At 55.2% G+C, this 21553-nt stretch carries 22 protein-coding genes; 8 read left to right on the top strand and 14 right to left on the bottom strand.

Annotated elements, in window-relative coordinates; genetic code table 11:
* Positions 1-35: 35 nt before the first annotated feature.
* The 11 genes from traK to LC531_RS22375 all read right to left on the bottom strand — a co-directional run bounded on the left by traK (position 36) and on the right by LC531_RS22375 (position 9015).
* Positions 36-653: a conjugative transposon protein TraK gene (traK, locus tag LC531_RS22425; RefSeq protein WP_223654524.1), complete on the bottom strand. Its 618-nt coding sequence runs from the start codon at positions 651-653 to the stop codon at positions 36-38.
* A gap of 18 nt (positions 654-671) precedes the next feature.
* A complete protein-coding gene (traJ, locus tag LC531_RS22420; RefSeq protein WP_223654522.1) occupies positions 672-1766 on the bottom strand; it encodes a conjugative transposon protein TraJ in 1095 nt (364 codons plus the stop codon).
* Positions 1767-1771: 5 nt separating this feature from the next.
* Positions 1772-2416: a hypothetical protein gene (locus LC531_RS22415; protein ID WP_223654520.1), complete on the bottom strand. Its 645-nt coding sequence runs from the start codon at positions 2414-2416 to the stop codon at positions 1772-1774.
* A complete protein-coding gene (locus LC531_RS22410; protein ID WP_223654518.1) occupies positions 2416-3066 on the bottom strand; it encodes a hypothetical protein in 651 nt (216 codons plus the stop codon). Before LC531_RS22410 ends, LC531_RS22415 begins: the two co-directional genes overlap by 1 nt.
* A 34-nt stretch (positions 3067-3100) precedes the next feature.
* The gene (locus LC531_RS22405) at positions 3101-3679 is read right to left on the bottom strand and encodes a hypothetical protein (RefSeq protein WP_223654516.1); all 579 of its coding nucleotides are present in this window, start codon (positions 3677-3679) and stop codon (positions 3101-3103) included.
* Between the two features lie 21 nt (positions 3680-3700).
* Entirely contained in the window at positions 3701-6166 is a 2466-nt protein-coding gene (locus LC531_RS22400; RefSeq protein WP_223654514.1) for a TraG family conjugative transposon ATPase, read from the bottom strand.
* Complete coding sequence (locus LC531_RS22395; RefSeq protein WP_140469313.1) at positions 6163-6483, bottom strand: DUF4133 domain-containing protein; 321 nt, start codon at positions 6481-6483, stop codon at positions 6163-6165. The genes LC531_RS22400 and LC531_RS22395 overlap by 4 nt, the downstream gene beginning before the upstream one ends.
* 4 nt (positions 6484-6487) lie before the next feature.
* Complete coding sequence (locus LC531_RS22390; protein ID WP_223654513.1) at positions 6488-6829, bottom strand: DUF4134 domain-containing protein; 342 nt, start codon at positions 6827-6829, stop codon at positions 6488-6490.
* A 65-nt stretch (positions 6830-6894) separates the two neighbouring features.
* On the bottom strand, positions 6895-7635 hold the full coding sequence (locus LC531_RS22385) for a hypothetical protein (protein ID WP_223654511.1): 741 nt from the start codon (positions 7633-7635) through the stop codon (positions 6895-6897).
* A gap of 96 nt (positions 7636-7731) precedes the next feature.
* Complete coding sequence (locus LC531_RS22380; RefSeq protein WP_223654538.1) at positions 7732-8187, bottom strand: DUF3408 domain-containing protein; 456 nt, start codon at positions 8185-8187, stop codon at positions 7732-7734.
* A 69-nt stretch (positions 8188-8256) separates the two neighbouring features.
* Positions 8257-9015, bottom strand: a complete 759-nt coding sequence (locus LC531_RS22375; RefSeq protein ID WP_223654509.1) for a ParA family protein — start codon at positions 9013-9015, stop codon at positions 8257-8259.
* A 590-nt stretch (positions 9016-9605) separates the two neighbouring features.
* Between LC531_RS22375 and LC531_RS22370 the strand changes: the two genes are divergently transcribed.
* The 6 genes from LC531_RS22370 to LC531_RS22345 all read left to right on the top strand — a co-directional run bounded on the left by LC531_RS22370 (position 9606) and on the right by LC531_RS22345 (position 17203).
* Positions 9606-9926 carry a MobC family plasmid mobilization relaxosome protein gene (locus LC531_RS22370; RefSeq protein ID WP_223654507.1) on the top strand — a complete coding sequence of 107 codons (321 nt, stop codon included), beginning with the start codon at positions 9606-9608 and terminating at the stop codon, positions 9924-9926.
* The gene (locus LC531_RS22365; RefSeq protein WP_223654505.1) at positions 9923-10864 is read left to right on the top strand and encodes a relaxase/mobilization nuclease domain-containing protein; all 942 of its coding nucleotides are present in this window, start codon (positions 9923-9925) and stop codon (positions 10862-10864) included. The genes LC531_RS22370 and LC531_RS22365 overlap by 4 nt, the downstream gene beginning before the upstream one ends.
* A 96-nt stretch (positions 10865-10960) precedes the next feature.
* Positions 10961-12976: a conjugal transfer protein MobC gene (gene mobC, locus LC531_RS22360; RefSeq protein WP_223654503.1), complete on the top strand. Its 2016-nt coding sequence runs from the start codon at positions 10961-10963 to the stop codon at positions 12974-12976.
* On the top strand, positions 12973-13341 hold the full coding sequence (locus LC531_RS22355; protein WP_223654501.1) for a hypothetical protein: 369 nt from the start codon (positions 12973-12975) through the stop codon (positions 13339-13341). Before mobC ends, LC531_RS22355 begins: the two co-directional genes overlap by 4 nt.
* Positions 13342-13614: 273 nt before the next feature.
* Complete coding sequence (locus LC531_RS22350; RefSeq protein WP_223654499.1) at positions 13615-15729, top strand: DUF3945 domain-containing protein; 2115 nt, start codon at positions 13615-13617, stop codon at positions 15727-15729.
* Between the two features lie 73 nt (positions 15730-15802).
* Entirely contained in the window at positions 15803-17203 is a 1401-nt protein-coding gene (locus LC531_RS22345) for a toprim domain-containing protein (RefSeq protein ID WP_223654494.1), read from the top strand.
* A gap of 312 nt (positions 17204-17515) precedes the next feature.
* Here the strand turns inward: LC531_RS22345 and LC531_RS22340 are convergent, their stop codons facing one another.
* The gene (locus tag LC531_RS22340; RefSeq protein WP_223654537.1) at positions 17516-17914 is read right to left on the bottom strand and encodes a S41 family peptidase; all 399 of its coding nucleotides are present in this window, start codon (positions 17912-17914) and stop codon (positions 17516-17518) included.
* 73 nt (positions 17915-17987) lie between these two features.
* Here LC531_RS22340 and LC531_RS22335 point away from each other — a divergent pair, with 73 nt between their 5' ends.
* On the top strand, positions 17988-18296 hold the full coding sequence (locus LC531_RS22335; RefSeq protein WP_223654475.1) for a transposase: 309 nt from the start codon (positions 17988-17990) through the stop codon (positions 18294-18296).
* Positions 18293-19192, top strand: a complete 900-nt coding sequence (locus LC531_RS22330) for an IS3 family transposase (RefSeq protein WP_223654473.1) — start codon at positions 18293-18295, stop codon at positions 19190-19192. The genes LC531_RS22335 and LC531_RS22330 overlap by 4 nt, the downstream gene beginning before the upstream one ends.
* Positions 19193-19238: 46 nt before the next feature.
* On the opposite strand, the gene LC531_RS22325 is transcribed toward LC531_RS22330, so the two are convergent.
* Both LC531_RS22325 and LC531_RS22320 read right to left on the bottom strand, forming a co-directional pair.
* A complete protein-coding gene (locus tag LC531_RS22325) occupies positions 19239-20534 on the bottom strand; it encodes a patatin-like phospholipase family protein (RefSeq protein WP_223654490.1) in 1296 nt (431 codons plus the stop codon).
* Positions 20535-20601: 67 nt separating this feature from the next.
* Complete coding sequence (locus LC531_RS22320) at positions 20602-21456, bottom strand: phospholipase D-like domain-containing protein (protein ID WP_223654489.1); 855 nt, start codon at positions 21454-21456, stop codon at positions 20602-20604.
* Between the last annotated feature and the right edge of the window lie 97 nt (positions 21457-21553).

Genomic DNA, 21553 nt, shown 5'->3' with positions numbered 1-21553 from the left:
AGGGTAAGAGGCAGAGGAGAGTGGCCGGCGAGGTATTAGCGGGGCTGAGTGCTGAGGTCGATGTTTTGCAACACATGCCAGCGCTCCATCAAAAAGCCGTGTGGGTTATTGCTCGACCGTGAGACGTCGCGCAGGTAGCACTCGGAAACCAGGTTGCGGGTAGTCACGCTGGAGGAGCGAATAATCTGCTCAGTAGCGTAGCATTTAGCGTAATAAGGGTAGGTCGCCGGGTTGATGGTAACGCTGTCCACCGTGATGTGCTGGCTGATGTTGGCCTGAATCAAGTTGTTGTAGTAGCCGCTTTCCTTGAAGTTGTCGTACTCCCGCTTGGCACTCTCATCAGCCAGAAACAGCGCCTGCGTGACGTTGTGCTCGATGGCCTTGGCGTCGGGGTCGAGGGTAAAAAAGAATTCGTGGAAGCGCTTCACATGGTCTTGCGCCTCGACCGGGCGGTTATCCTTCACGTTGTGGGAAACGGCTTCGAGAAGGTTGCCCTGGGCGAGCACGTAAATGTGGCCCTGAGCATCACGTATCGAGCGTTGGGAGGCATACACCGAGTAGCCCGTCACGAAGGCACACAGCACCATAAAAAGCAGGGCCAGCGTTTTCGTCTGCTGGTAGGCTGAGTCGATGTTTTTGAGGGAGCGAAACATGCTGAATCGGATTAGAGGTTAAGCCGCTTTATTGGTATTCTGGTAGCCGTTGCCACCTTGATTGCCGCCCGATGGCTGGCTGCCCTGGCCACCGCCGAACACGGCCCGCCCAGCGGCCATAGCCCGGCCGGCTACCTGGCCAGCCACGCCCCCGGCTGCACCAGCGGCCATGCTGCCGGCAGCGCCCCCGGCATTGGAGGCAAAGCGTGTGATGTTAGTCAGGCCGCTAGCCGAGACTATCCAGCTCGCTACTGAAGGCACGGTGAAGTAGCCGGCAATGGCAATCACCAGGAAAATCATGTAGCCATAGTCGGCCTTTTCCAGGTCGCCATTGGACTGAATCTGAGCGATATCGAGGTTGAGCATCATCACCTGAATCTTGGCGATGATGGCCCCGAAGATGTTGGCCACTGGCAACCAGAGGAACACGTTGATGTAGCGCGAAAACCAGTTGGTCAGCGTGCTTTCGAAGCCAGGCCAGATGGCAAAGCCGAAGCTGATAGGGCCGATTATGCTTAGGATGATAAGGAAGAAAGTGCGAATGGTGTTTATCACCAGCGCGGCCGAGTCGTGGGCCAATTCCAGCACATTGCGAATCCACTCCCGAAAACTCTTCTGCATGCTGTAGCTCATGCGGTCGAAGTACAGTGAGGCCTTACCGCCGAAGTCGAGTACATCCTTACTCTCCAATTCCTTGTCAAATGCCTCATCATCTTCGTAGGGGGCATTTTCGGGCCGGGCCGCGAGCAGGGCTGTTTTGCGGGCCTGCAACTGGATGATGTCTTGGTTCTGCGTCAGGACGATGGAGGAAGTGGCACTCGAAATTCCACCTAGCACGCCGTTCAGGATGCCCAGCATGGAGGGGAAAAGGGAAATGGCCAGGCCGATGGCGAAGGGGCGCAGCAAGGGAAAGAACTCAATAGGCGAGCCTTCCGCCTGATGGCGCCACACCTTGCTAGCGATGAAAATCAGCGCCCCTAGCCCACCTAGGGCGCGGCCCACGTTCACGAGGTCGGCGCACAGAGGCAGCATCTCGTTGTAGAGGTTGTCGAGCAACTCCTGAAGCGACTTGACCGGAATGGAAACCTGAAGGAGTAGAGTAAGTAGCGTCATAGCGATTAGAGCCCGTAGAGCTTTTTGAGCGTTTGCGTGTCCTGGGCGTTTTGAGTCTGCTGGGTGGCCAGGGCTTGGTTGCGCTTGGTGAAGTAGGCAACCAGCTGATACTGATGGGTTACCTTGTCGGAAATCTTGTTGATGAACTTGAGCCGCTGGGCATCCGTCATCTTCGCCGCCGACGGCGTGAGAATGGTAGTCAGGTCATCGAGCAGCCCCACGTTTTCGGACAATAGCACCGTGTAGCCCTTCACCATGCCCTGAATCTGGGAGGGCGTCAGATAGGGGTTGCTGCGCAACTGGGTGATATTCTGCGTGTAGAGGCTCAGCGTGCGGTTCTGGTAGCTCCAGATGCTTTTCACCTGCTGGTAATTGCTCACTACCGAGTTGATTTTGAGCAAGCTGCTATACCATTCGTCGTGCATCTGCACGGTCTGGTCTTCTAGTGATTTGATGACAGCCTGCGTGTCGTTGCCCTTCTTGACGATGGTATTACCCAGGTCCTTGAGCACGGTTAGAATGCCCTGGTGGCCGGCCTGCTTGGTGGCTTGGCCCTCGGCGATGGGCGCCGATATCACGAATTGGGCGTGGGCGGGGCGGGCCAGCAGACCCAGGCTACCCAGCACGGCGACGGTGAAGAACTTTCTCATCACTTGATGCCGTAGAGGACCTTCAACTTCGCCGCATCCTTCGCCGCCTGGCCCTGCTGCGTCGAGATGGCCATGTTGCGCCGCGTGAAGTAGCTCACTAGGTCGTACTGGTGGGTCACCTTATCGTCGAGCGTATCAATGAGCTCCATCCGCTCGGCATCGGTCATTTTCGACTGCGCCGGCGAGACGATGGCCGACAAATCATCGAGGTAGGTAGCGCTCTCCTGAATCAGGGTCGTGTAGCCCTTCACCATGCCCCCGACCTGGCTGGGGGTCAGATTCGGGTCCGCCTTGAACTGGCTGATGTAGTTGGAGTAGATGGTGATGATGGCCGTCTGGCGCTCGAAAATGTGCTGCACGCGCCGGTACTTCTTGATGGTGTTGCTGATGGCTAGCAGCCCATCGTACCAGTCCTTGGCCAAGAGCATGTTCTTCTCGGTAAAGCCCTTGGTCAGCACCTGCTCGACCACACCATCATCGGCCAGCGTATTCGCCTTGGCGTTCAGAGCCTTCAAGGTGGCCTGCAAGCCAGTCTGGATGAAGTTGGTGCCTTCCAGGACGGGGGCCGAAACGATTGCCTGCGCGTGGGCGGCGGGCTTGCCCAACAGGCAAAGCGCGGCCAGGCACAGCGTAAACTGTGTATTTTTCATCACCTAAAAGGGGGTTAGTTAGACTCGGGTGGGGCTATTCGTGGCCCCACACTTTCTGATTGTACTCCCGCGACTTTTTCTGCCGCGTCTTCTGGTCGATGGTGGCCGCCGTGCGCTTACTGAAGTACTGTACCAGTTGGAGCTGGTGGTTTTCCTTAGTTGCTAGGCCGGCCACGAACTGCCGCTGCTCGGCCTCGCTCATGGTGGTTTTGCTGCTGGCTAGGTTGGTCAGTTGCTGCACATTGGTGGTGCTCTTATCAACCAGCTTTTGGTAGGTGGCCCGCACCCCCTGGCCCTGCTCGGGCGTCAGAATGGGGTCACTTGCCAGCTTAGTCTCATTCGTGGCCACCTCCTTCAGAATAGTAGCGTGGTTCTCGTAGACCGCCGCGGCGCTTGGGTCGAGCTTGATGATGTTGGGGACTTCGCTCTGATACCAAGTGTGCACTTGGCTCGTGAAGTCGCCCTGGGCGGGGCCCTGCACCAGCACTTGCTTAATGCTGGCCACTACCCGGGCTTCGGTATCATCAGCCAGCTTTTTCGAGGCGGCATCCTGCCCGCAGCTGGTGGCCAGCGTGGCCAGGCCGGCGAGTAGGAAGAGGTTGCATGCTTTCATAATGAGGTGGGGAAAAGGAAGCTAGGCGGCGCGCAGCTCGTCAGCGTAGGCCTGGATTGCCGAAGAAATGTCCATGCCGTCGTTCACTTTCTTGAACAGCTGCATTTTTTCGGTCTGCTCGGTGGTGTACGTCACGTATTCTTCCTTCGACACTTCGACGCCATATACCTTCGATACCCGTCCCCCCAGGGTGATGAATACCTCGTTGTATTTGGCGCCAGGGCGGTTGTTGCGGTTGATGGAAAGCACTAGGTCTTTCTCCTTGTCGGAGAGGCTCATCATGCGCTGAATATCATCGAAACGGCTCAGGAAGTCATTCATATCCAGCATGATTTTGCAATGCGAGTTATTAATGATGGTGTCCTTCACAATCGGATTGCCGATGATGTCTTCAATCTCCTGAGTCACGACGATAGCTTCCCCGAAGAACTTGCGGACGGTTTTAAACAGGTACTTGATGTACTCGGCCATGTTGGCCGTGGCCAGCGCTTTCCACGCCTCCTCAATTAGAATCATCTTGCGCACCCCGTCGAGCTGGCGCATCTTCTGTAGGAAGGTGTCCATGATGATGAGGGTCACCACCGGAAAAAGAATCGGGTGGTCTTTGATGTTATCCAACTCAAAGACAATGAATGACTCCCTGGTAAGGTTGAGCTGCTTTTCTGAGTTGAGCAGGTAGTCGTACTCTCCTCCCCTATAGTAGGGCGCGAGCACATAGAGGAAGTTGTGAATGTCGAAGTCCTTCTCCCGTACCTTCTCGGTATCGAGGTGGGTACGGTAGGGACCGCTCAGGAATTCGTAGAACGTGTTGAAGCTGGCCTTGAGGCTCGTGTCCTTTTCCAGCAGCTGGTAGTACTGGGCGATGGCATTCGAGATGGATACCGATTCCGACTGGGTGACTTTCTCATCGGCCAGCTTCCAAAGCGTCAGAATCAGGGTGTGCAGGCTTTTACGCTTCTCCACGTCGGGCCGCCCCTCCACGTAGAATGGATTGAAGCTGATGGGCTTGGCTTCCTCGTAGGTGAAGTATACCCCGCCTTTCAGCTCGCACAGCCCCTTATAGCTGTTGCCGGTATCCACGAGCAGCACATGCGCCCCTTGCTCATGGTACTGGCGCACCATGCCGTTGGTGAAAAACGACTTGCCCGAGCCGGACGGCCCCAGCACGAACTTGTTGCGGTTTTTGATAATGCCCTGCTTCATGGGCTCGTCCGACAAGTCCACGTGCACGGGCTTGCCGCTGATGCGGTCGCTGAGCTTGATGCCGAACGGGCTGGAGGAATCGCGATAGTTGGTTTCCACGTTCCACAGGCAGGTGGCGGCATCCTCGAACGTGTAGAAGCTTTCCTCGCCGGGGAAGTCGCCGGCATTGCCCGGGATGCCCGCCCAGTACAGCGCCCCGATATCAACCGTGTTTTGCCGGGCTGCGCAGTTGAGCGAGTTGATGGCCGAGCCCACCGCCTCGCGCAGGGCCTTTTCCTCGTGAGGATTCTCGGTCCAGGCCAGCACGTTGGCGTGCGCCCGCACGATTAGCTTCTCATCGGAGATGGCTTCGTTCAGGTAGCGGTCGTAGAACTCTTTGTTGATGGCATTCTCGCGGGAGGTGCCCGAGAGCGAGTTCATGTTGTCGCGCTTCTTCTCAAATTTCTTAATGGCCTTTTTGTGGTCATCCACGAACACGTACTGGTTGTAGATGTGATTGACGGGCAGTAGCAGGGCCAGCGGGGCCGCGAAGCCCACGTAGAACGGCGAGTTATCCTTGCTCAGGGGCCCGTACTTACCCTCCGTTTGCAGCGCGGAGGGCAGGTCATCGAGTCGGCCAAGCGAGAAGCAGCTGCACGCCCTAGGGCCCACTTTCAGGCCATTGGTGAAGTCGATGTCAACCGCCGGCGACTTGTCGCGCAGGTCGAGCGACAGGTACTTTTCCAGAATGCCCGTCCTCGCTTCGGTGCCGCAAATCTCATCATCCGTCAGCTGGGTAAGGGTAATGCCGGCATCGGAGAGCACCCGTACAAATTGACCTACGGCAGTGAAGAACTCGTTCAGCACCTCGTCTTTCATCATGTCCTTGGGCACGATGCTGGACCGGGAGAGCATGGTGCTCATGCTGTTCCACGAGTCGCGGGCCGAGGACGTTTTGGTGAGGTAGAGGTAGCAGTGGTGGTTGAGAAACGGCCGCTCGTAAAAGTGGAGGTTGTAAGCGTGCGAGAGCATGGTATCGCCCTCCCCGAACTCCGGCGTGTACTTATCCTCCACAAACCAGTCCTGCTTGTGCACCACCGTGTGGTTGGGCAGAATGCGGACCCCCTTGCTGAAAGCGGAATGCAGCGACTCGTAGTTGCCGGCCGAAAGCGTGAAGATTTCGGGCAATTCCAAGCGGTAGCCCACCGTGATGTCGGCATTCTTGCTGATGAGGCAGTTGCTCTCCACCTTGTAGATGGGCTGCTTGCTTTCCAGCGTAGCCGAGTTGAGAAGGAGATTGCTCATGACTGCTTTAAATCTTTGAAAAGGCGAGCATTACGACTTACAATTCGTTGGGGCTGGCGACCCTTGGCGCGTAGCTTCATGGCGCCGTGCTCGCCGTATTTGGCACTAAGTGCAAATACCCGCGTTACCCAGGCGAAGCCGCCACCTAGGGCCAGCGCTACCGAGAGGTACGTGTTGGCCCCGACGATGCGCAGGACGATGAAGCCCAAAAACACACCGCCGAGGCCGGCAACCAACATGAAGATGTAGCGCGAGCCCACTAGCCCCTTGAGTTCGATAGGCTTGTTAATGCCCTTGTTCAGTGGGTAGTGGCCCATCGACTTACAAGAAGAAAGCGCGCAGCACCGTGGCCACGACCACCAGGAAGATGCAGCTACCGAACCAGCTCATAGCTGACTTCTGGGTGTCCTGGTCACCCGAGTTCCACTTGCTGAACACCTTAATGGCACCTACGAGGCCCACGATGGCCGCGATGGCGTAGATGAGTAGGGTAGCTGGGTCGAAGTAACCGGCAATGGCAGTGGTAGCATCCTGGATGCCCTGCTTGCCGGCATTGAGGCCACCCTGGGCCAGGGCGGCACTAGTGGTACCCAGCACGAGCAGGCCGGTGCTGAGGGCTTTGTTCAGGCGCTTGGTAGCGCGGCTGGTGAGGTTGCTTAACATGGCTTGGGGAAAAGTTGAGGAATGGAATGAGCGAAAAAAAATGAAGTGAAAAGCTACTAAATCGTTTAGTCAAGTTCAGGTTCTTCGATTCCAGCGTAGAGGTGCGCAGTAGTCCGCTGGGCGCTCTTACTGCTGGCTTGGAAGAAGGCCATTAGCAGATTGGTGTTTTGCATAACAGGTGCTTGCTCGACTATATCATCTTGAGTGAACTGACCCTCAGCAGCCCGCTCGAAGTAGTTGCCAAGCTGGGCAATGCCTATGGTTTGGCTAGGGTCGTACTCCTCAGGTGCGGATTCCACTCCGATTTCGGTATCCTGGAACGAGTTGGTACCGTTTGGCCGAGTAAAATTAATTGCTTTTGCATCAAATGAAACACTTTCGATTGAATTTCCATCAATAAAGTTATTTGAGTCATCAGCCGTAGGAAGGTCTAGGGCTGGTAAGTCACCTAGCTCTTGGTCTACCTCATCGGCTCCAAGGTCGTCTTGCTCTTCGTCGGTTTCCAATTCCTCATCCAGCTCCTCCCCTGCTGCTTCCGATGATTTGGTCACAGTCGCATTGGTTGCCGGCAATTCAGGCGGGGTAGCTGGTGGCGTAAGCGCGGGTTTAGCGATAAGTGGACCTTTGCCGATGAGCGATGACAAAGGCCGAACTGGCGCCGGGGCATCATCCGCAGCCTTGCCCCTACCCTTGGCCAGACCCAGCAGTTCAGCGCGGTAGTAGGTCAGCCCTATGTAAGCGTAATAGAGTATCAGCCCCAGGAGTAAGACACCGGTAAACTGGCCCCACGAGATAGCTTTAAACATATTCGTTGCTGGTTAAGGATGGTTGGAAAAGGACAAAGCAGTAGCTAACACGCTCATTTTAAGCGTGTGAAAATGAAGTCCTTAAAAGAGGGGAGGTTAGTAGGGTAGCTTCTTTTTCTTAAGCTTCTCTTGGTCGTTCAAAAACTGGCGAATGGCCAGGCGATACGTGTCGAAGTGGTGATTGGCAATATTGATGAGCAAGTCGGCCAGGCCGATACCACCAGCCTGGGTCAGTGTGGACAAGGCCGTGTGTAGGTCCTCGTCCACGTAGATAGCCTTGGTTTTGCGGGAGCGAACAGGCTTTAGGAAGACGCCGGCGTAATCAAACGATTCGGTCGGGGCAGATTCTTTTTTCCCTGTAGTTGATTGACTGTCAACTGCCGGCTCCGGCTCTGGGGAAGGGACAGTAGCTGGCGTTGGGCTGGGCGTAGGTTCGATGGCCGCAACGGGCGTAGGCTCGGCGACTACAGTGGGGGTAGACTCGGGTGCTGCGGCTGAGGCAGGCGCCGGGGCGACGGGTGGTGCAGTATTGCGAGTAGCGACGAAGTTCATTGCGTTGGCGAGGTCAACAGCAGGCGCGGTGGGGTTCTTCTTAGACATGATGCGAGCAGATTAAAAGGCTTAGTTATCTCCTTTAGCTGCCACTGCGTCAAGCGGTTGAGCAGGTGCGGCCCCGTAGATTGTATCTGCCATTTCTTTAATTAATCCGCTGATACCCAAGCGTTGAAACTCTTTACCCAACGGGAACATGGTCGAGCGCATAGCGTCCTTCTTGTAGTTCACACTATGCTCCAGCCGACTTTTTAGAAAGGGGATTCCTTCCTCAGCAAAATATGCCTCGGTGCGCTCGTAGAAATCCTGCTTCTCGCTCTTTATGTGCTTGTTCCAGAAGGCATAGCACTCCTTCAAGCGGCTATCCGGTTTGCCCTTCACGAAGTGCTCCAGCATGTGGGCGTAGGTAATAGTGGCCTCAACGCTCAGGCGGTCGGATTCCAGGGGCATGAATATGTAATCCAGCTGCTTCCACAGTTCCAGGATGCCATCAATGTTGATAGTGCCGGGCGTATCGATGAATACTAGGTCAAACTCCCCGTCCATCCCTTTGGCTACACCTAGGGCGTCTTTAACTTGGCAAGACTCGATTGGATAGGCTTGCTGGCCCATGGCCATGAACTCAGCGGCCTTCTCAGGGCTGCTGGTTAATAGCTCTAACTCCTTATCCCGTAGGTTTTTTAGCGAGTGCTGGGGATAGTCACAGTCGATGACGGCCACTTTCTGCTTAGCCAGGAAGTGGAAGGCCGAAGCCGCCAGGATGTTGATGGTGGTCTTACCAACGCCCCCCTTCTGGGAAGAGATGGAGATGTACTTGGTGGTGCTCATGTGAACGAGGCTTTGGGATTATGAAAGATTGGAAAACTGGGACTGCTGGAACTGGTCGAAGAAATCCTTGCACTCTCTCACTGTTACAAAACTAGTTTGATTGATTCAAAAAGCAACAGTTACGAGAACAAAGATTTAAAAATGATTTTAACAGATTGTTATATTTGTTAGTCGGGTATGAGTAAAACTACCCAAGAAACAACTTGAAAAACTATCAGACTACACACCTACAAAAGCACGAAGCATGTTTCTTATCAAACATATCATCAAGTTCAAAAACTAAAAAACAAGTTTTCTATCGAACTGCGAAGTTTTATAACTATCAAACATGTTTTTTATCAATCTATCAGAACTGTTACGTAACAGTTCTGATAGATTGATAAAAAACACTCGCTTGTGGAGTCGTTTTGTAGGGCCGATTCCAGTGTAGAGGAATGTGCTTTACCAGCTCGCCAAAATGCCCTTAACGTATCCAGCAAGCCATGACTTTGTGGCCACAAACCTTCAGTTTGCGCGCACAAAGTCAACGGAGAAATTGACGCAAGCTATTTCTCCTTGTCTTGCTGGGGAAACCCCAGACCCCGCCCGTTATGGAAGAGAAAGAAGCGCAGCCGCAGCCGGCGAAAGTGAATAGGGAAGTAGTGAAACGCTTCCGCGCTACCCCCGATGAAGTAAGCAAGATTGAGGCTAAAGCCGAGAAGGCAGGCCTCAACTTCTCAGAGTACTGTCGCCGGGCAGTACTCGATAAACCGGTAGTGGAACGGGTGCCCATTGAGCTACGCCGGCAGCTGGGTGGGGCAGGTAATAACCTGAATCAACTCACGAAGCTGGCTAACGCTGGCAAGTTGCCTGGCGTCGGCATTGAGGCGCTGAATGAATTAGTGAACCGCTTACTAGAGACCCTTCGATGATAGCCAAGACCGTTACCGGAAATGATTTTACGGGTGCCCTGGAGTACGGAGCAGGCCTGCGTTCCGACCGTACCAACAAGCAATCAGAGTTGCTGAGCGTGGCTAATATTGGTAGCCAAGACGCGCACCAAATTGCAGCCGAGATGCAAGCGGTGGCCAGCATGAGTAGCCGGATTCAGCAGCCGGTTTGGCATACGGTTTTGTCGTGGGCCCCGGGTGAGCAGGTTAGCCGCGAGCAAAAGCTGAAGGCGGCAGCCCTCTACTGCGAACTGATGGGAGCGAGCCTAGAGCGACACCAAGTAGCGGTTTATGAGCATAAGGATAAGGAGCATCCCCATGTGCACATCTATATCAATCGCGTGCCCATGGACGGCGGACCTGCGCTCGACACGAGCCAGAACTACGCCCGTAATGTGAAGGCCACGCTGAAGATTCGGGAGCAGCTAGGGTTGCAGCCACTGCCCGAGCGCCGGCACACCACAAACGACCTTGACCCCAGCAAGCAGGTGACCCGCGGCTACGTGCGTGAGGTGCTCACCGCCGCGTTGGCCGACCCGCGCATCAACTCCCTCGAAAAGCTACTAGCTCACCTGAGGGAAAAGGAGATTGAGGCCACGTTGAAACGCGATGCGAAGGGCGTGCTGGTGGGTAGCAGCTTTCGCTACCAGGAAGTCAGCGTGAAGGGAACCGAAGTCGGGATAAAGGCTAAGCAGCTGCGCGACCATTTCAGTCCTTTCGGCCGCGAGGCTCTGCGCACGGCTGACCACGTGCAGTCCGGTGCAACTGGCCCCACTCACAACGCTTCAGCAGTGACGCCAAGCGCTAGTCAGGCCGGGCCGCTGCTCAGCTTTGAAGAGGAGGGTGGCCAGGGCGGCGGTACTGATGATGCCGAGCAGAACGAAAACACGTCGAAGAAGCGTCGCCGCCGCCGAGTGTAGGCCGCCAATCACCAAGGAAAACGGGCCTCAGAGTGCCAACAAGGCAGTTTAGAAGGCAATCAACCATACTCCCACCATATCCCCAGCCCAACATTAATGGAAGATGAACGCGCAATGCGCAAAATCATGGACTTTATGCGCCTGATTAGCGTCGTTCTGGTGCTGCTGCACCTTTACTACTACTGCTATGGGTATTTCGCCCAGCAGCACCTTACAACTGCTTGGCTAAGTAGTATCCTAACCCGGTTCAGTACGAAAACGGCCCTGTTCTATGCTCCTTACATAACCAAGGGAGCGGCGGCAACCTTTCTGGCCCTGTCCTGCTTCGGCACGCGGGGCAAGCTCAGCGAGTCGCAGACGTGGCCGCCCATCCTAGCGTACCTCGTGCTTGGTGCCGGCGTGTTTTTCGGCAATGGGTTCCTACTCACGCTTTCTTATGCACCAGTAGTGGTGGCGGCGCTGTATGCTGGCACTACGGCCCTTGGGTTTCTGCTGCTACTGCGCGCCGGCAACTTACTAAGTCGAATGCTGAAAGTGAACCTGATGGGCGACATTTTCAACCTGGAAAATGAGACGTTCCCGCAGGAAGAGCGCAAGATGGAGAACGAGTACTCGGTGAACCTACCCACCAGCTACCAACTCCAAAAGAAGCAACGCAAGGGTTGGGTGAACATAGTCAACCCATTTCGGGGCACCGTGGTCTACGGTACACCTGGCTCAGGCAAGACGTTCGCGGTCATCAACCAATTCATCAAGCAGCACCTCAATAAGGGCTTTTCGATGTACGTGTATGACTTCAAGTTTCCCGACCTCAGCACCATCGTGTACAACGAACTGCTGAAGAACGAGGACAAGTATGCCGCCCCGGTGCAGTTCTACGTCATCAATTTCGACAACCCGACCAAGAGCCACCGGTGCAACCCGCTGCTGCCCTCCATGATGACGGATATTGTCGATGCCTACGAATCGGCCGCCACCATCATGCTGAACCTCAACAAGACGTGGATTCAGAAGCAAGGCGATTTCTTCGTCGAGTCGCCCATCAACTTTGTGGCTGCCATCATCTGGTTTCTGAAAATATACGAGGGGGGTAAGTTCTGCACCTTCCCGCATATGATTGAGTTCCTGGGCCGCAAGTACGAGGAGATGTTCCCTATTCTGGGCTCTTACTCTGAAATTGAAAACTACGTGCGGCCCTTCATTGACGCCTTCGACGGCGATGCCCGCGAGCAACTAGAGGGCCAGATTGCCTCGGCCCGTATTCCGCTTAGCCGCATGGCTAGCCCGCAGCTCTATTGGGTGATGTCGGGTAACGACTTCACGCTTGATATCAACAATCCTGACGAGCCGAAGGTCCTGTGCGTAGGCAACAACCCCGACCGGGAAGTAATTTACGGCGCTGCCCTAGGGCTATACAATGCCCGTCTCGTGAAGCTGGTCAATAAGAAGCATAAGCTCAAGTCGTCTATCATCATCGACGAGTTGCCCACCATCTATTTCAAGGGGCTGGATAAGCTCATTGCCACAGCCCGCAGTAATAAGGTGAGCACGTGCCTGGGAATTCAGGATAAATCGCAGCTTGACCGTGACTATGGAAAAGCCGAATCGACGGTAATCCAAAACACGCTCGGTAACGTAGTTTCCGGCCAGGTAACTGGCGAGAGTGCCGAGGCGCTATCCAAACGGTTTGGACGTATCTTGCAAAAACGCCAGTCACTGAGTATCAATAGCAAGGATACGAGCAGCAGCATCTCGACGCAGCTCGATAGCATGATTCCGGCCAGTAAGATTTCGGGCCTCACGCAGGGCACTTTCGTGGGGGCAGTAGCGGATAATTTCGGGGAGGAAATAGACCAGAAAGTATTTCACGCTAAGATTTTAGTGGACGTAGCCAAAGTAAAACGTGAAGAGGAGGCTTACCAACCTATCCCCGACATAACTAGTTTTGCGAATTCGACGACAGAAGAGGACGAAACTGAACAGATAATCCGCGCTAACTACAACGCTATCAAGGCCGATATTGCCACTATGGTTGTGAGTGAATTGAACCGGATTAAACGTGACCCTCTGCTGACGCATCTAGTAAAAAGTAAACCAGCCAAGAAGGCATGATAAACAGAGAAAAGATAGGTAAGAGACTCGCTCAGCTACGTGACGAGCTGGCTTGCCCTGGGGAAGATGCTTGGTCACAAGTGCGCTTGGCTGAGGAAACCGGCCTCACGCGCAACGTGGTGGCCCGTCTGGAGCAAACCTTCTCGGGTAGCATTGAAGTCTGCCTAACCATTCTCCATTTTTATCACCACCGCGGCTACAATATCAGTTGGATTATACTGCCTGATAACACGACGGTTTCAAAGATGGCACTAAGCGATACCACAAGAGCTATTGATGCGCATTTGGTAGAGTCTGAGCTTGAAGAATTCAAGCAAATGCTTGGCATTGAGACTGATAAACTATTATCGCGTTTGACCGTGTAGTCTGCACAATGATTCTCTAATGAGAAACGAGAGGTTTAATTATTGAAAAATGATAATTCAGGCTTGAGCTTGGTATATTTGTTTCTGGTAGCCCCTGGAAATCTGGGGTGAGAACGCAACCAACTTACTGATAGCACTATGGCTGAAAATATCGAACCAAAAACCGGGAGTGAGCAGGAAACGCCACTCCCGGTTGCACGCACTAGCCAGAAGGCCCGTACTGATACTGAGCTAGTTCAGGAATCAGCTAAGGCCACCCAGGCTCCCGCTCAGATGAAGCCCGCCACCCGGCCGGCCGCTAAGGCCAAAATCGCAGTCGATGAGCGCGACGAATTCATCCGAAATGCGCTCCCGGTAGCGGCGGCCCTGCGCAAGGCCGGTAACCCCGAGGAGGCTAAGAAGCTGGAACTGGTGGCCAACGCCATCCTGCAAACGAAGTCGATGGAGCGTGCGCCGGCCCCTGAGCAGATTCAGGCCCCCGCCAAAGAGGAGTCGATAAAAGACTTGCTGGCCAGCGTGTACAAAACCATCGACCAAAATCCGGCATTGAAAAACATGCCGGAGGCCAAAGACATGCGCCGGGCAGGCAACAAACTAGATAAGGATGGCATGCTTAACATCACCGTGCGCAATGGCGTGGTAGTGAGCTTTGTCAGCAACTTTACCGACAACTTCAGCCGCACCCAGCAGGTAAGCGCGGTAGGGCCAAAGCCATCTGTAGCCCAGGCCACGCCCGCAGTTGGGGCAGGTGCTCAGTTTGTCGAAGTCCCGGCCACCCAGCCAATGGCCATGCCCGCGCCGACTGCTCAAGCAATACCCACACCCATGCCTGCCGCTCAAGTAGTGGCCACACCGGTCGCATCTGTGCAGGAGGCCGCTCCCAAATTCCAGGCTTACCCGGCTTACACCAGCTTTGCACCCTCGACCGAAACCGGCGTTTTAGAGCCTCGTAAGTTGTCGAACGACGCTAGCCCGCAGCTCAATGTGGCCATGAGCGACAAAGGGGAGTTTGGCATCAATCCTCAGGTAAACCAGCAGCGGCTGATTGGCGACGGTATTTCCAGCCTGAGTAAGTTCTTTGACTATCAGTTGCCCACATCGGGCCTCAAGATTGCCCATGTCGGGCTAGCTGAGCCTGGTCAGATGAAGCAGACGGAGAAAGGCTGGGAAGTGGTTACCAAAGGCAGGTTGGCCCTGACCGATACCGCTGGCAACGTGTTTAAGCCCTTGATGGGTGCCGCGCAGCAGATAGCGCCTACGGCTCCCGCTCAGGTAGCGCAGCAGGCCCCGGCCACTGGCCAGGCTGTACCGACGCCCGCCCCGGCTCAGAGCCGAGCCGAAATTATCTACGCAGCCGCCCCGCCCGATTCGAGCGGTAATCTCAACAAGCAGGTGCTCCAGGCCCAAGCCGCGCACTACTCGATGTTTCAAATTCGGGTAGACCCTCAAGACAGCAACCGCGCCATTCTGTTGCCGGCCCCCGGGGCTGATGGGCGCCTAGTCAACTCGCTTCGGGATATCATGGACAATGCCTACCACCTGAACGGCCGTCCGGAGCAAGGCAAGGCATTCCTAGCGGTTGAGACGCCGACTCAGCTAGCGCGCACGGCCGACGGCTGGCGCGTGACGGAAAAGGGCCTCGTAGGATTCAGCGCAGCTGAAACAGTGTATCAAACGCAGCAGCCGATTGCCGTGCAGCAGGCCGCCCAGGAGGTTGCGCCGACAACTCAGTTCAAGCGGGCCGATGTATCGGCTGAAGAACTGGCTAGGGTAGGAGTACAGGTAGCAGACTTGGAGAAGTCGGGGCAGCTTCAAAGATTACTAGAGGGAAAAAAGACCGACCTCATTCCTTTCGTACTCCCTACCTCAGACGGGGTGGCCATTCCGTTCGAAGCTAAACTTGTGCTGCAACGCGATGCCCAGGGCGTTGCTAGTCTGCGTGTCGATTTGCCCAAATACGAACTGGAGATTCCCAAACAGATAATGGGTAAGGATATCACGCCGGCCATGCAGGTGCAGTTGCAGGCCAACGGCGTCGTGCCGCTGTCCGAAGGCTTTAAAGATGGCCAGGGCCAGCCGTTTGCCGCTTACTTGGCGGTTGATAAGGAAATGAAGCGCGTGGTGGCTGTGCCCCGCGAAGGCATCAGCGTACCCCGCGAGGTACACGGCGTGAAGCTAAGTGCCGAGCAGAGCAAGCAGCTGCTCGAAGGCCGCCCAACCCGCATTCAGGGGATGACCAACAGCAAGCAGCAACTGGTCGATGCCACGGTGCAGCTGGACCCACTAGCCCGCAAACTCACGTTCCGCGACTCGCAGCCCCGTGTTGCGCAGGAGCAAACCCAATCCCAGGTACAGCAGCCAGCACGCCGGCGTGGCGTGGGCGTGTAACCGGCCTGGATAGCCCAGAAAATCAGCCTCTGATACTTCAGGGGCTGATTTTCTTTTATAAACTCTCTTTCACATGCAACAGCCCCGCGAACCAGAACTCAACTTCAACCAGGTAAAGAAGGATATCAACCTGGTTGATTTGGTGCTTACCCTTGGCTACCAACACAACCGCGCCAAAAGTGGCTCGGACATAGAAAAAGGTAAGTTTCACACGTTCGACTACAAGGGCAAGCCCGGTCTTGACCAGGTTATCATTTATAAGAATCCGGCTGGCGACTACCTCTATTTCAACCGGGCCGACGACCGCGACAAGGGCAGTGTCATCGACTTTCTGAAGCACCGCATCGAGAACCCGCGTATCGACGGGGTAATGGCCACCCCAGGCAAGAATATCTGGGCCAGCGTTATTGAAAACGCTAAACGCTTTCTGAATCTGCCGGCAGCGGAGCGCAGTACCAGCCACCAGTTGCAGCAGCGCATTGAACCCGTGCAGCGCGGCGACGCCTACGTGCCGGACTTCCTGCGTAAGACCACCCCGCTCACGGATACAGCCTATCTCATGCACCGGGGCCTGAGTCCCGAGACGCTGGCTAGCCCTCTGTTTGCCGGCCGTATCTTGAACCACGTGCACACCGGCGAAACCAAGGACGGTCGCCCGTATAAGTTTGTCAATACGGCGTTCCCACAGCTCTATCAGGATAGCATCGTTGGGCTGGAAATCAAGGCCAACGGGTTCAAGGGCCAGGCCGCCGACTCACTCAACTCGGCGGCCTTGTGGCTCTCGAACACCAACAGCAAAACCACGACGCTCGTGGTAGCGGAAAGTGCCATCGATGCGCTTTCGCACTACCAGCTGAAGCAGCCCACCAACGCGCTCTACGCCTCCACGTCGGGTCAGCTGACCGATAATAAAGTAACGGAGCTAAAGCACCTGGTCGAGAATAACAACCTCAAAACGGTGAAGCTGGCGCTCGATAACAACTTGGAAGGGCATCTATTTGATACCCGGATGATTGTGGGCCTGGCGCGCCCAGCTACCCCAATGGGTATTGTCCGCACCTTGCCCGGCCTGATAACCGTGGCCATCCACTCGGTGCAGGACGAGCCGGTAAGCCGGCTGCACCGCGAGGCTAAGGCCTACAATCAGCAGGTGCTGGAGAATTATCGCAAGGTGGCGGGGCCGGAGGCTGCTTCTGGACCCACACTTGATATTGAACTGATTAAGGCCTCGAAGGTGGGTGACCACAGCTATCAATTCCACGTGCCCAAGCGCCTCGAAACTCTGTCTGCTTTCAACCAGGCACTTATCAACGCTTTTCCTATGGTGGCCAAGGTCGAGTTGGAGAAGTCGAAGGCCAACGATTGGAACGACCAACTGAAGGAGCAGCTCAAGGAAAAGGCCCAGACGATAGGGCAGGAGCCTGGCAAAGAGCCGGAACAGGAGCCGCGCCCGCGTCGGGGACCTCGTTTATAGCCGTCCGCAGGTTATAACCTCACCAGCCCTTTTACTCACTCACGTTTAGTTAGGTCCGTCTCAGAAAACGGAAAATATTGCACGTTAAGGTTCGGGAGTATTCTTCGTAGCAATGGCTTTACGTGTTGTGACTCACCGTGGCTGTTGCAGAACTTGCCGGCTCCCTATAGACCAGGGTTCGGTTAGCTTAGAAGCGTGAGAAAACCGCTTCTAAGCTCGTTTTTAGGGCTGATTCGGCTGATGGTGGCAGTAGGCGATGTATTTGACTGGGTTCTGCAACAGCCACCACCGTTTGCAGCGTGTAAAAGCTGGTTAGTGGCTCTTCTTGGCTGTGCCAGCGTCTTTGTTGCGACTAGGTTTGGCCGTTTTCAGCCAGTTCAGTGCGGCCAATACCTTGGCATCCTGCTGTAAATCAGCAAAATTATCGCCTTCTGTAATTAAATTATCCGGTAGGAGGCGGAGCGGGTAAACGCGGCCGGTTCGGTCCGCATCGACCGAACCCGCTAGGGTCAGGTACGATTTCCCCTGGATGGGGTAGCTGGTGTTGGCCGTAGTCGCGCCGTAGGTCGGCTCGCCGAAAAAGCGGGTGGCTGGGCGGCCTTGGAGACTAATCGCGACAATCTCCCCCGAACTAGCGGTCATGCCACTGAGTAACACGGCAATGGGCCGGTTCGACTGCGTGCGTACGGTAGGAGCCGGTAGCGCGGTAATCGCGAGGGTGTCTAGGTAAAAGTGAGGTGGTCGGGTAAATCTGGACAGAATAGGGTCTTAACTTTCGAATGTCATGAAAGACAGCCCTCCACCTGCCAAACGCCGGCGCTATGATGCCGCCTTCCGGGCCGAAGCATTACGCCTGGCTAGTGAAAGCCGCTCGACCCAGGCCGCGGCGCGCGCCCTCAACATCGACCCCAAACGAATTTATAAGTGGCAGAAAGAAGCGCTTACCCCCGTGGCGGCCGCCCGAGGCGCAGAACTTGACCCCGCCACGGCCGCCGAGTTGCGCCAACTACGCGCGGCTAATCGGCGGCAGGCCCAGGAGCTAGATATTTTAAAAAAAGCCATTGCCATCTTCTCACAGACACCGGACCAATGAGTCGTTACCGCTTTATCGAGGCGCAGCGGGACCACTACCCCGTGCGCCTGCTCTGCGAGTTGGTGCAGGTACCTGCCAGCGGCTACTATGCTTGGCAACAGCTTCAACAGCAAGCAGTAGCTAAGCCAGAGCCAGCTTGGGAAACCGCACTAGTCAAGGTATTTGGGGTCCATAAACGCTGCTATGGTACGCGTCGGCTCCGCGCCGAACTGCGCCGCCAGGGCTACCGCGTCGGTCGGCAGCGGCTCCGCACAGCCATGCGCCGCCGAGGTCTGCACGCGCTGCAACCCAAGGCTTTTACCCCGCGCACCACCGACTCGACCCACGGGCTGCGCTGCGCGCCGAACCGGCTGCTCGACCAGCCCAAGCCTACCCAGGCTAACCGGGTCTGGGTCAGCGATATTACCCATCTACCGCTGGCTAACGGCGACTGGGCCTACCTGTGCGCTTTTCAAGACATGGCCAGCAAGCAGGTAGTCGGCTGGCAGGTAATGGCCACCATGCCTGAAGAGTTGGTGACTAGCGCCTTACAACGGGCTTTCTGGGCGCAGCCGCCCACGCCGGACCTCGTAGTCCACTCCGACCGGGGCGGGCAGTACTGTGGCAACGCCTACCGACAGCTGCTCCACAACCACGAGGCGCTGCGCTCGCAGAGCCGCCGGGGCGACTGCTACGATAATGCCCAGGCCGAAAGCCTCTGGTCGCGCCTCAAAACCGAAGTGCTCGAAGTCCGCGAGCGACCCGTTTTTGCCGACTTGGCCGACGCCCAAGCCAGCGTTGCCGAGTATTTTGACTACTACAATCACGAACGCCTACACTCCAGCATCGACTACCAGATGCCGTATCACACTCACCAACAGCTTCTTCAATTTAGTGCCCTAAACTGTCCAGCGTAACTGGACCACCTCAAAGTGCTCTGTTTGCAGTTTAGCTTAAGCTATTTCAAGGCCAGTATAGCTTGACTTGTAACTCCGTCAGGTTTTCAGCGTGGCGAGTTAATAAGCTAAGCTGAGCAGATGTTAGTGGTGTCAGATTAGTAGCGACTTGACACACAACTTGCCATTCGTCAGAGGTAAGGTCGCGAGCTGCTAACTCAATGTAATTCACTTGTTGCTCCAAGTATTCTGTGAGGGCGAGGCGGTGCTCTTTCGGATTGGCAACCCATTCAGCGCGCAGCTGCCTAGCCGCCACTACTGCTGGTGGGATATTGCCCTGCGCTAAGTTGTCGATGAAGCCCGGAATACTGTTTTTAAGCTCCCACCCCAGCGATAGATAAGCAACACATTTGCTGTGTTCCGTTGCGCGCTGAAATAGGCTGGCCATCATCTGCGCATTCTTGATGCGGTTCATAAATAAATCCACCGTGCGCAGCAAGAGGGCAATTGTATTGGGATAAGGGCGGCCGCCCAACGGGCTCAGACCTGCCCCAGCATCCGATACAATGATGGTATTACACTCGTAGCGGCTATTAGCCTGCGTGAGTTTTTGGATGCCCTGATTGTCGTAGACCCCGCCGTCGATGAGCTGTGGGTGGGCACGGGTAGCATCAGCTGGTTCCCGAAAGTATTTTGGGCCAATAGTAATAGGGGTGAAGGCAAACGGAACGCAGGAGGAAGCTGCTACTGCGCGCGCCACTGGGAAGTTAGCCGCGTTGAAGTGTACCGGGGGCTGGTAGTAGGAGTATGTCGAGTCAGCCATCCACTCCCGTGAAAAAGTAAATGGCCGCCCTGTTTGCAGATTCGAAGTGCCAATTGCCAGAATGGGAGTCGGACGTAAATCTTGCAGTGTCTGCCCCTGATAAAAAAATACATCGTAGGCCCGCTCTATCTCCTGGCTAACCGGAAGAATGCGAAACTGATAGCGAAGCACAATGAGCAGCAAACCGAGTAACGGTAGCAGCGACAAAGGTGCCCAGCGCGTAAAAAGCAAGGCCACGCCCGGCACGACAAAAGCCAGTACTACCAACAAAAACCGCACAAACGACCAAGACTTCAGCGCGTGGCTGATTACGTTACAGCGAAGCAACGCCTCCGTCATTTTAGCGTGAAAGTCCTCAAAAGCCCCCTGATGCAGGCAGTACGCCGCGCCGGTGATAGAACCACCGGAAATAGTGGAAATAACGTCAATAGTGGCTAGTCGCTCCATTTCGTGCAGCTTATTGAGCGTACCTAAATGGAAGGCGGCCGCCCGATAGCCACCACCGGATAAGGCTAAGCCAAAGCGGCGAGTAAATGCCATGCGTGCACGATGAATGAGTAATAGGACCTTGACAATTGGAGCATTAAGGACTCGGAGTACTGAGTTGCTAGTAGTCGTCTTTAAACGCTCGTACCGCCGTCAGAAAATCAGCAATGACAGTGCAAAGGTGCTTTTTCTCGGCCGGAGTTAGCTTATTGAACCTTGAGGCTGAAAGCGGCTGGGTAAGCGTTGCACAAATCATATCATAATACCCTTTGTCACCGCGCTGCAATTCGTAACGCAAAGCCGCATACTTGAAGTGCTTTGCGCGCTTTGCACTATATCGGTCAGCTTCGCGGCCCGAAATGATGCCGTCCAACACGAGCTGATACTTGAGGCCATCAATAGTAGCGGTGAAAGAATTGCTCAATGCCTGGATGGATATGCTCTTGCCGGAACCGCCGGTCACTTCGCACGAGTCATCCACAAATTCTTCTAAGTAGTCTGACAGGGTCTGGCCGAAGTCCGCCGTGTTGAGGTACTTATCCTCATCGCTCACTTTCTTGCCTAACTCTTGAGGCACTAGGTACTGCTTCACAAAATGACGCAGTACCTCCAGTTCCTCGGCGGTTTCAAGCTGCGAGCCTATTTCTATCGAGTTGCTGTTGGAAGAGCCCAGCAGATTGAGCGACGTGATGAGACCGTTGGTTTCGTTGAAATAAAACTTGGCGTGCAGCCAAGCTACGAGCTGGGGCGTAATGCCTAAGGCCTCAACCTGCTCCTTGCTGGTTGGTTTGTTGGGCTCGTGCCGGGTATAGAACGTGATACGTACTCCCCGGTCGCGGGCGGCCGTAAGAGCGCTGGCTAGTTGTTTCCAGTGCGTTAGGTCAACATAAGGCGACACCAACACGAGTTCTTGCCGAGCCTCGTGAATGATGTCGAATAAAGCACCACTAATCTTATGTGGGGGTAGAATCTTCACAGGTATTTGTCGGTAGCGATAAGAGTTTGAAAACGGGAAAGGGAAGCTAAAAAGCAAAGCTACGTTAGCTAGCAAAATTAGCTAAGTTTGAATCGGT

The organism is Hymenobacter psoromatis (assembly GCF_020012125.1).
GTDB classification, from domain to species: Bacteria; Bacteroidota; Bacteroidia; order Cytophagales; family Hymenobacteraceae; genus Hymenobacter; species Hymenobacter psoromatis.
This window is presented reverse-complemented; position numbering and strand designations above follow the sequence as displayed.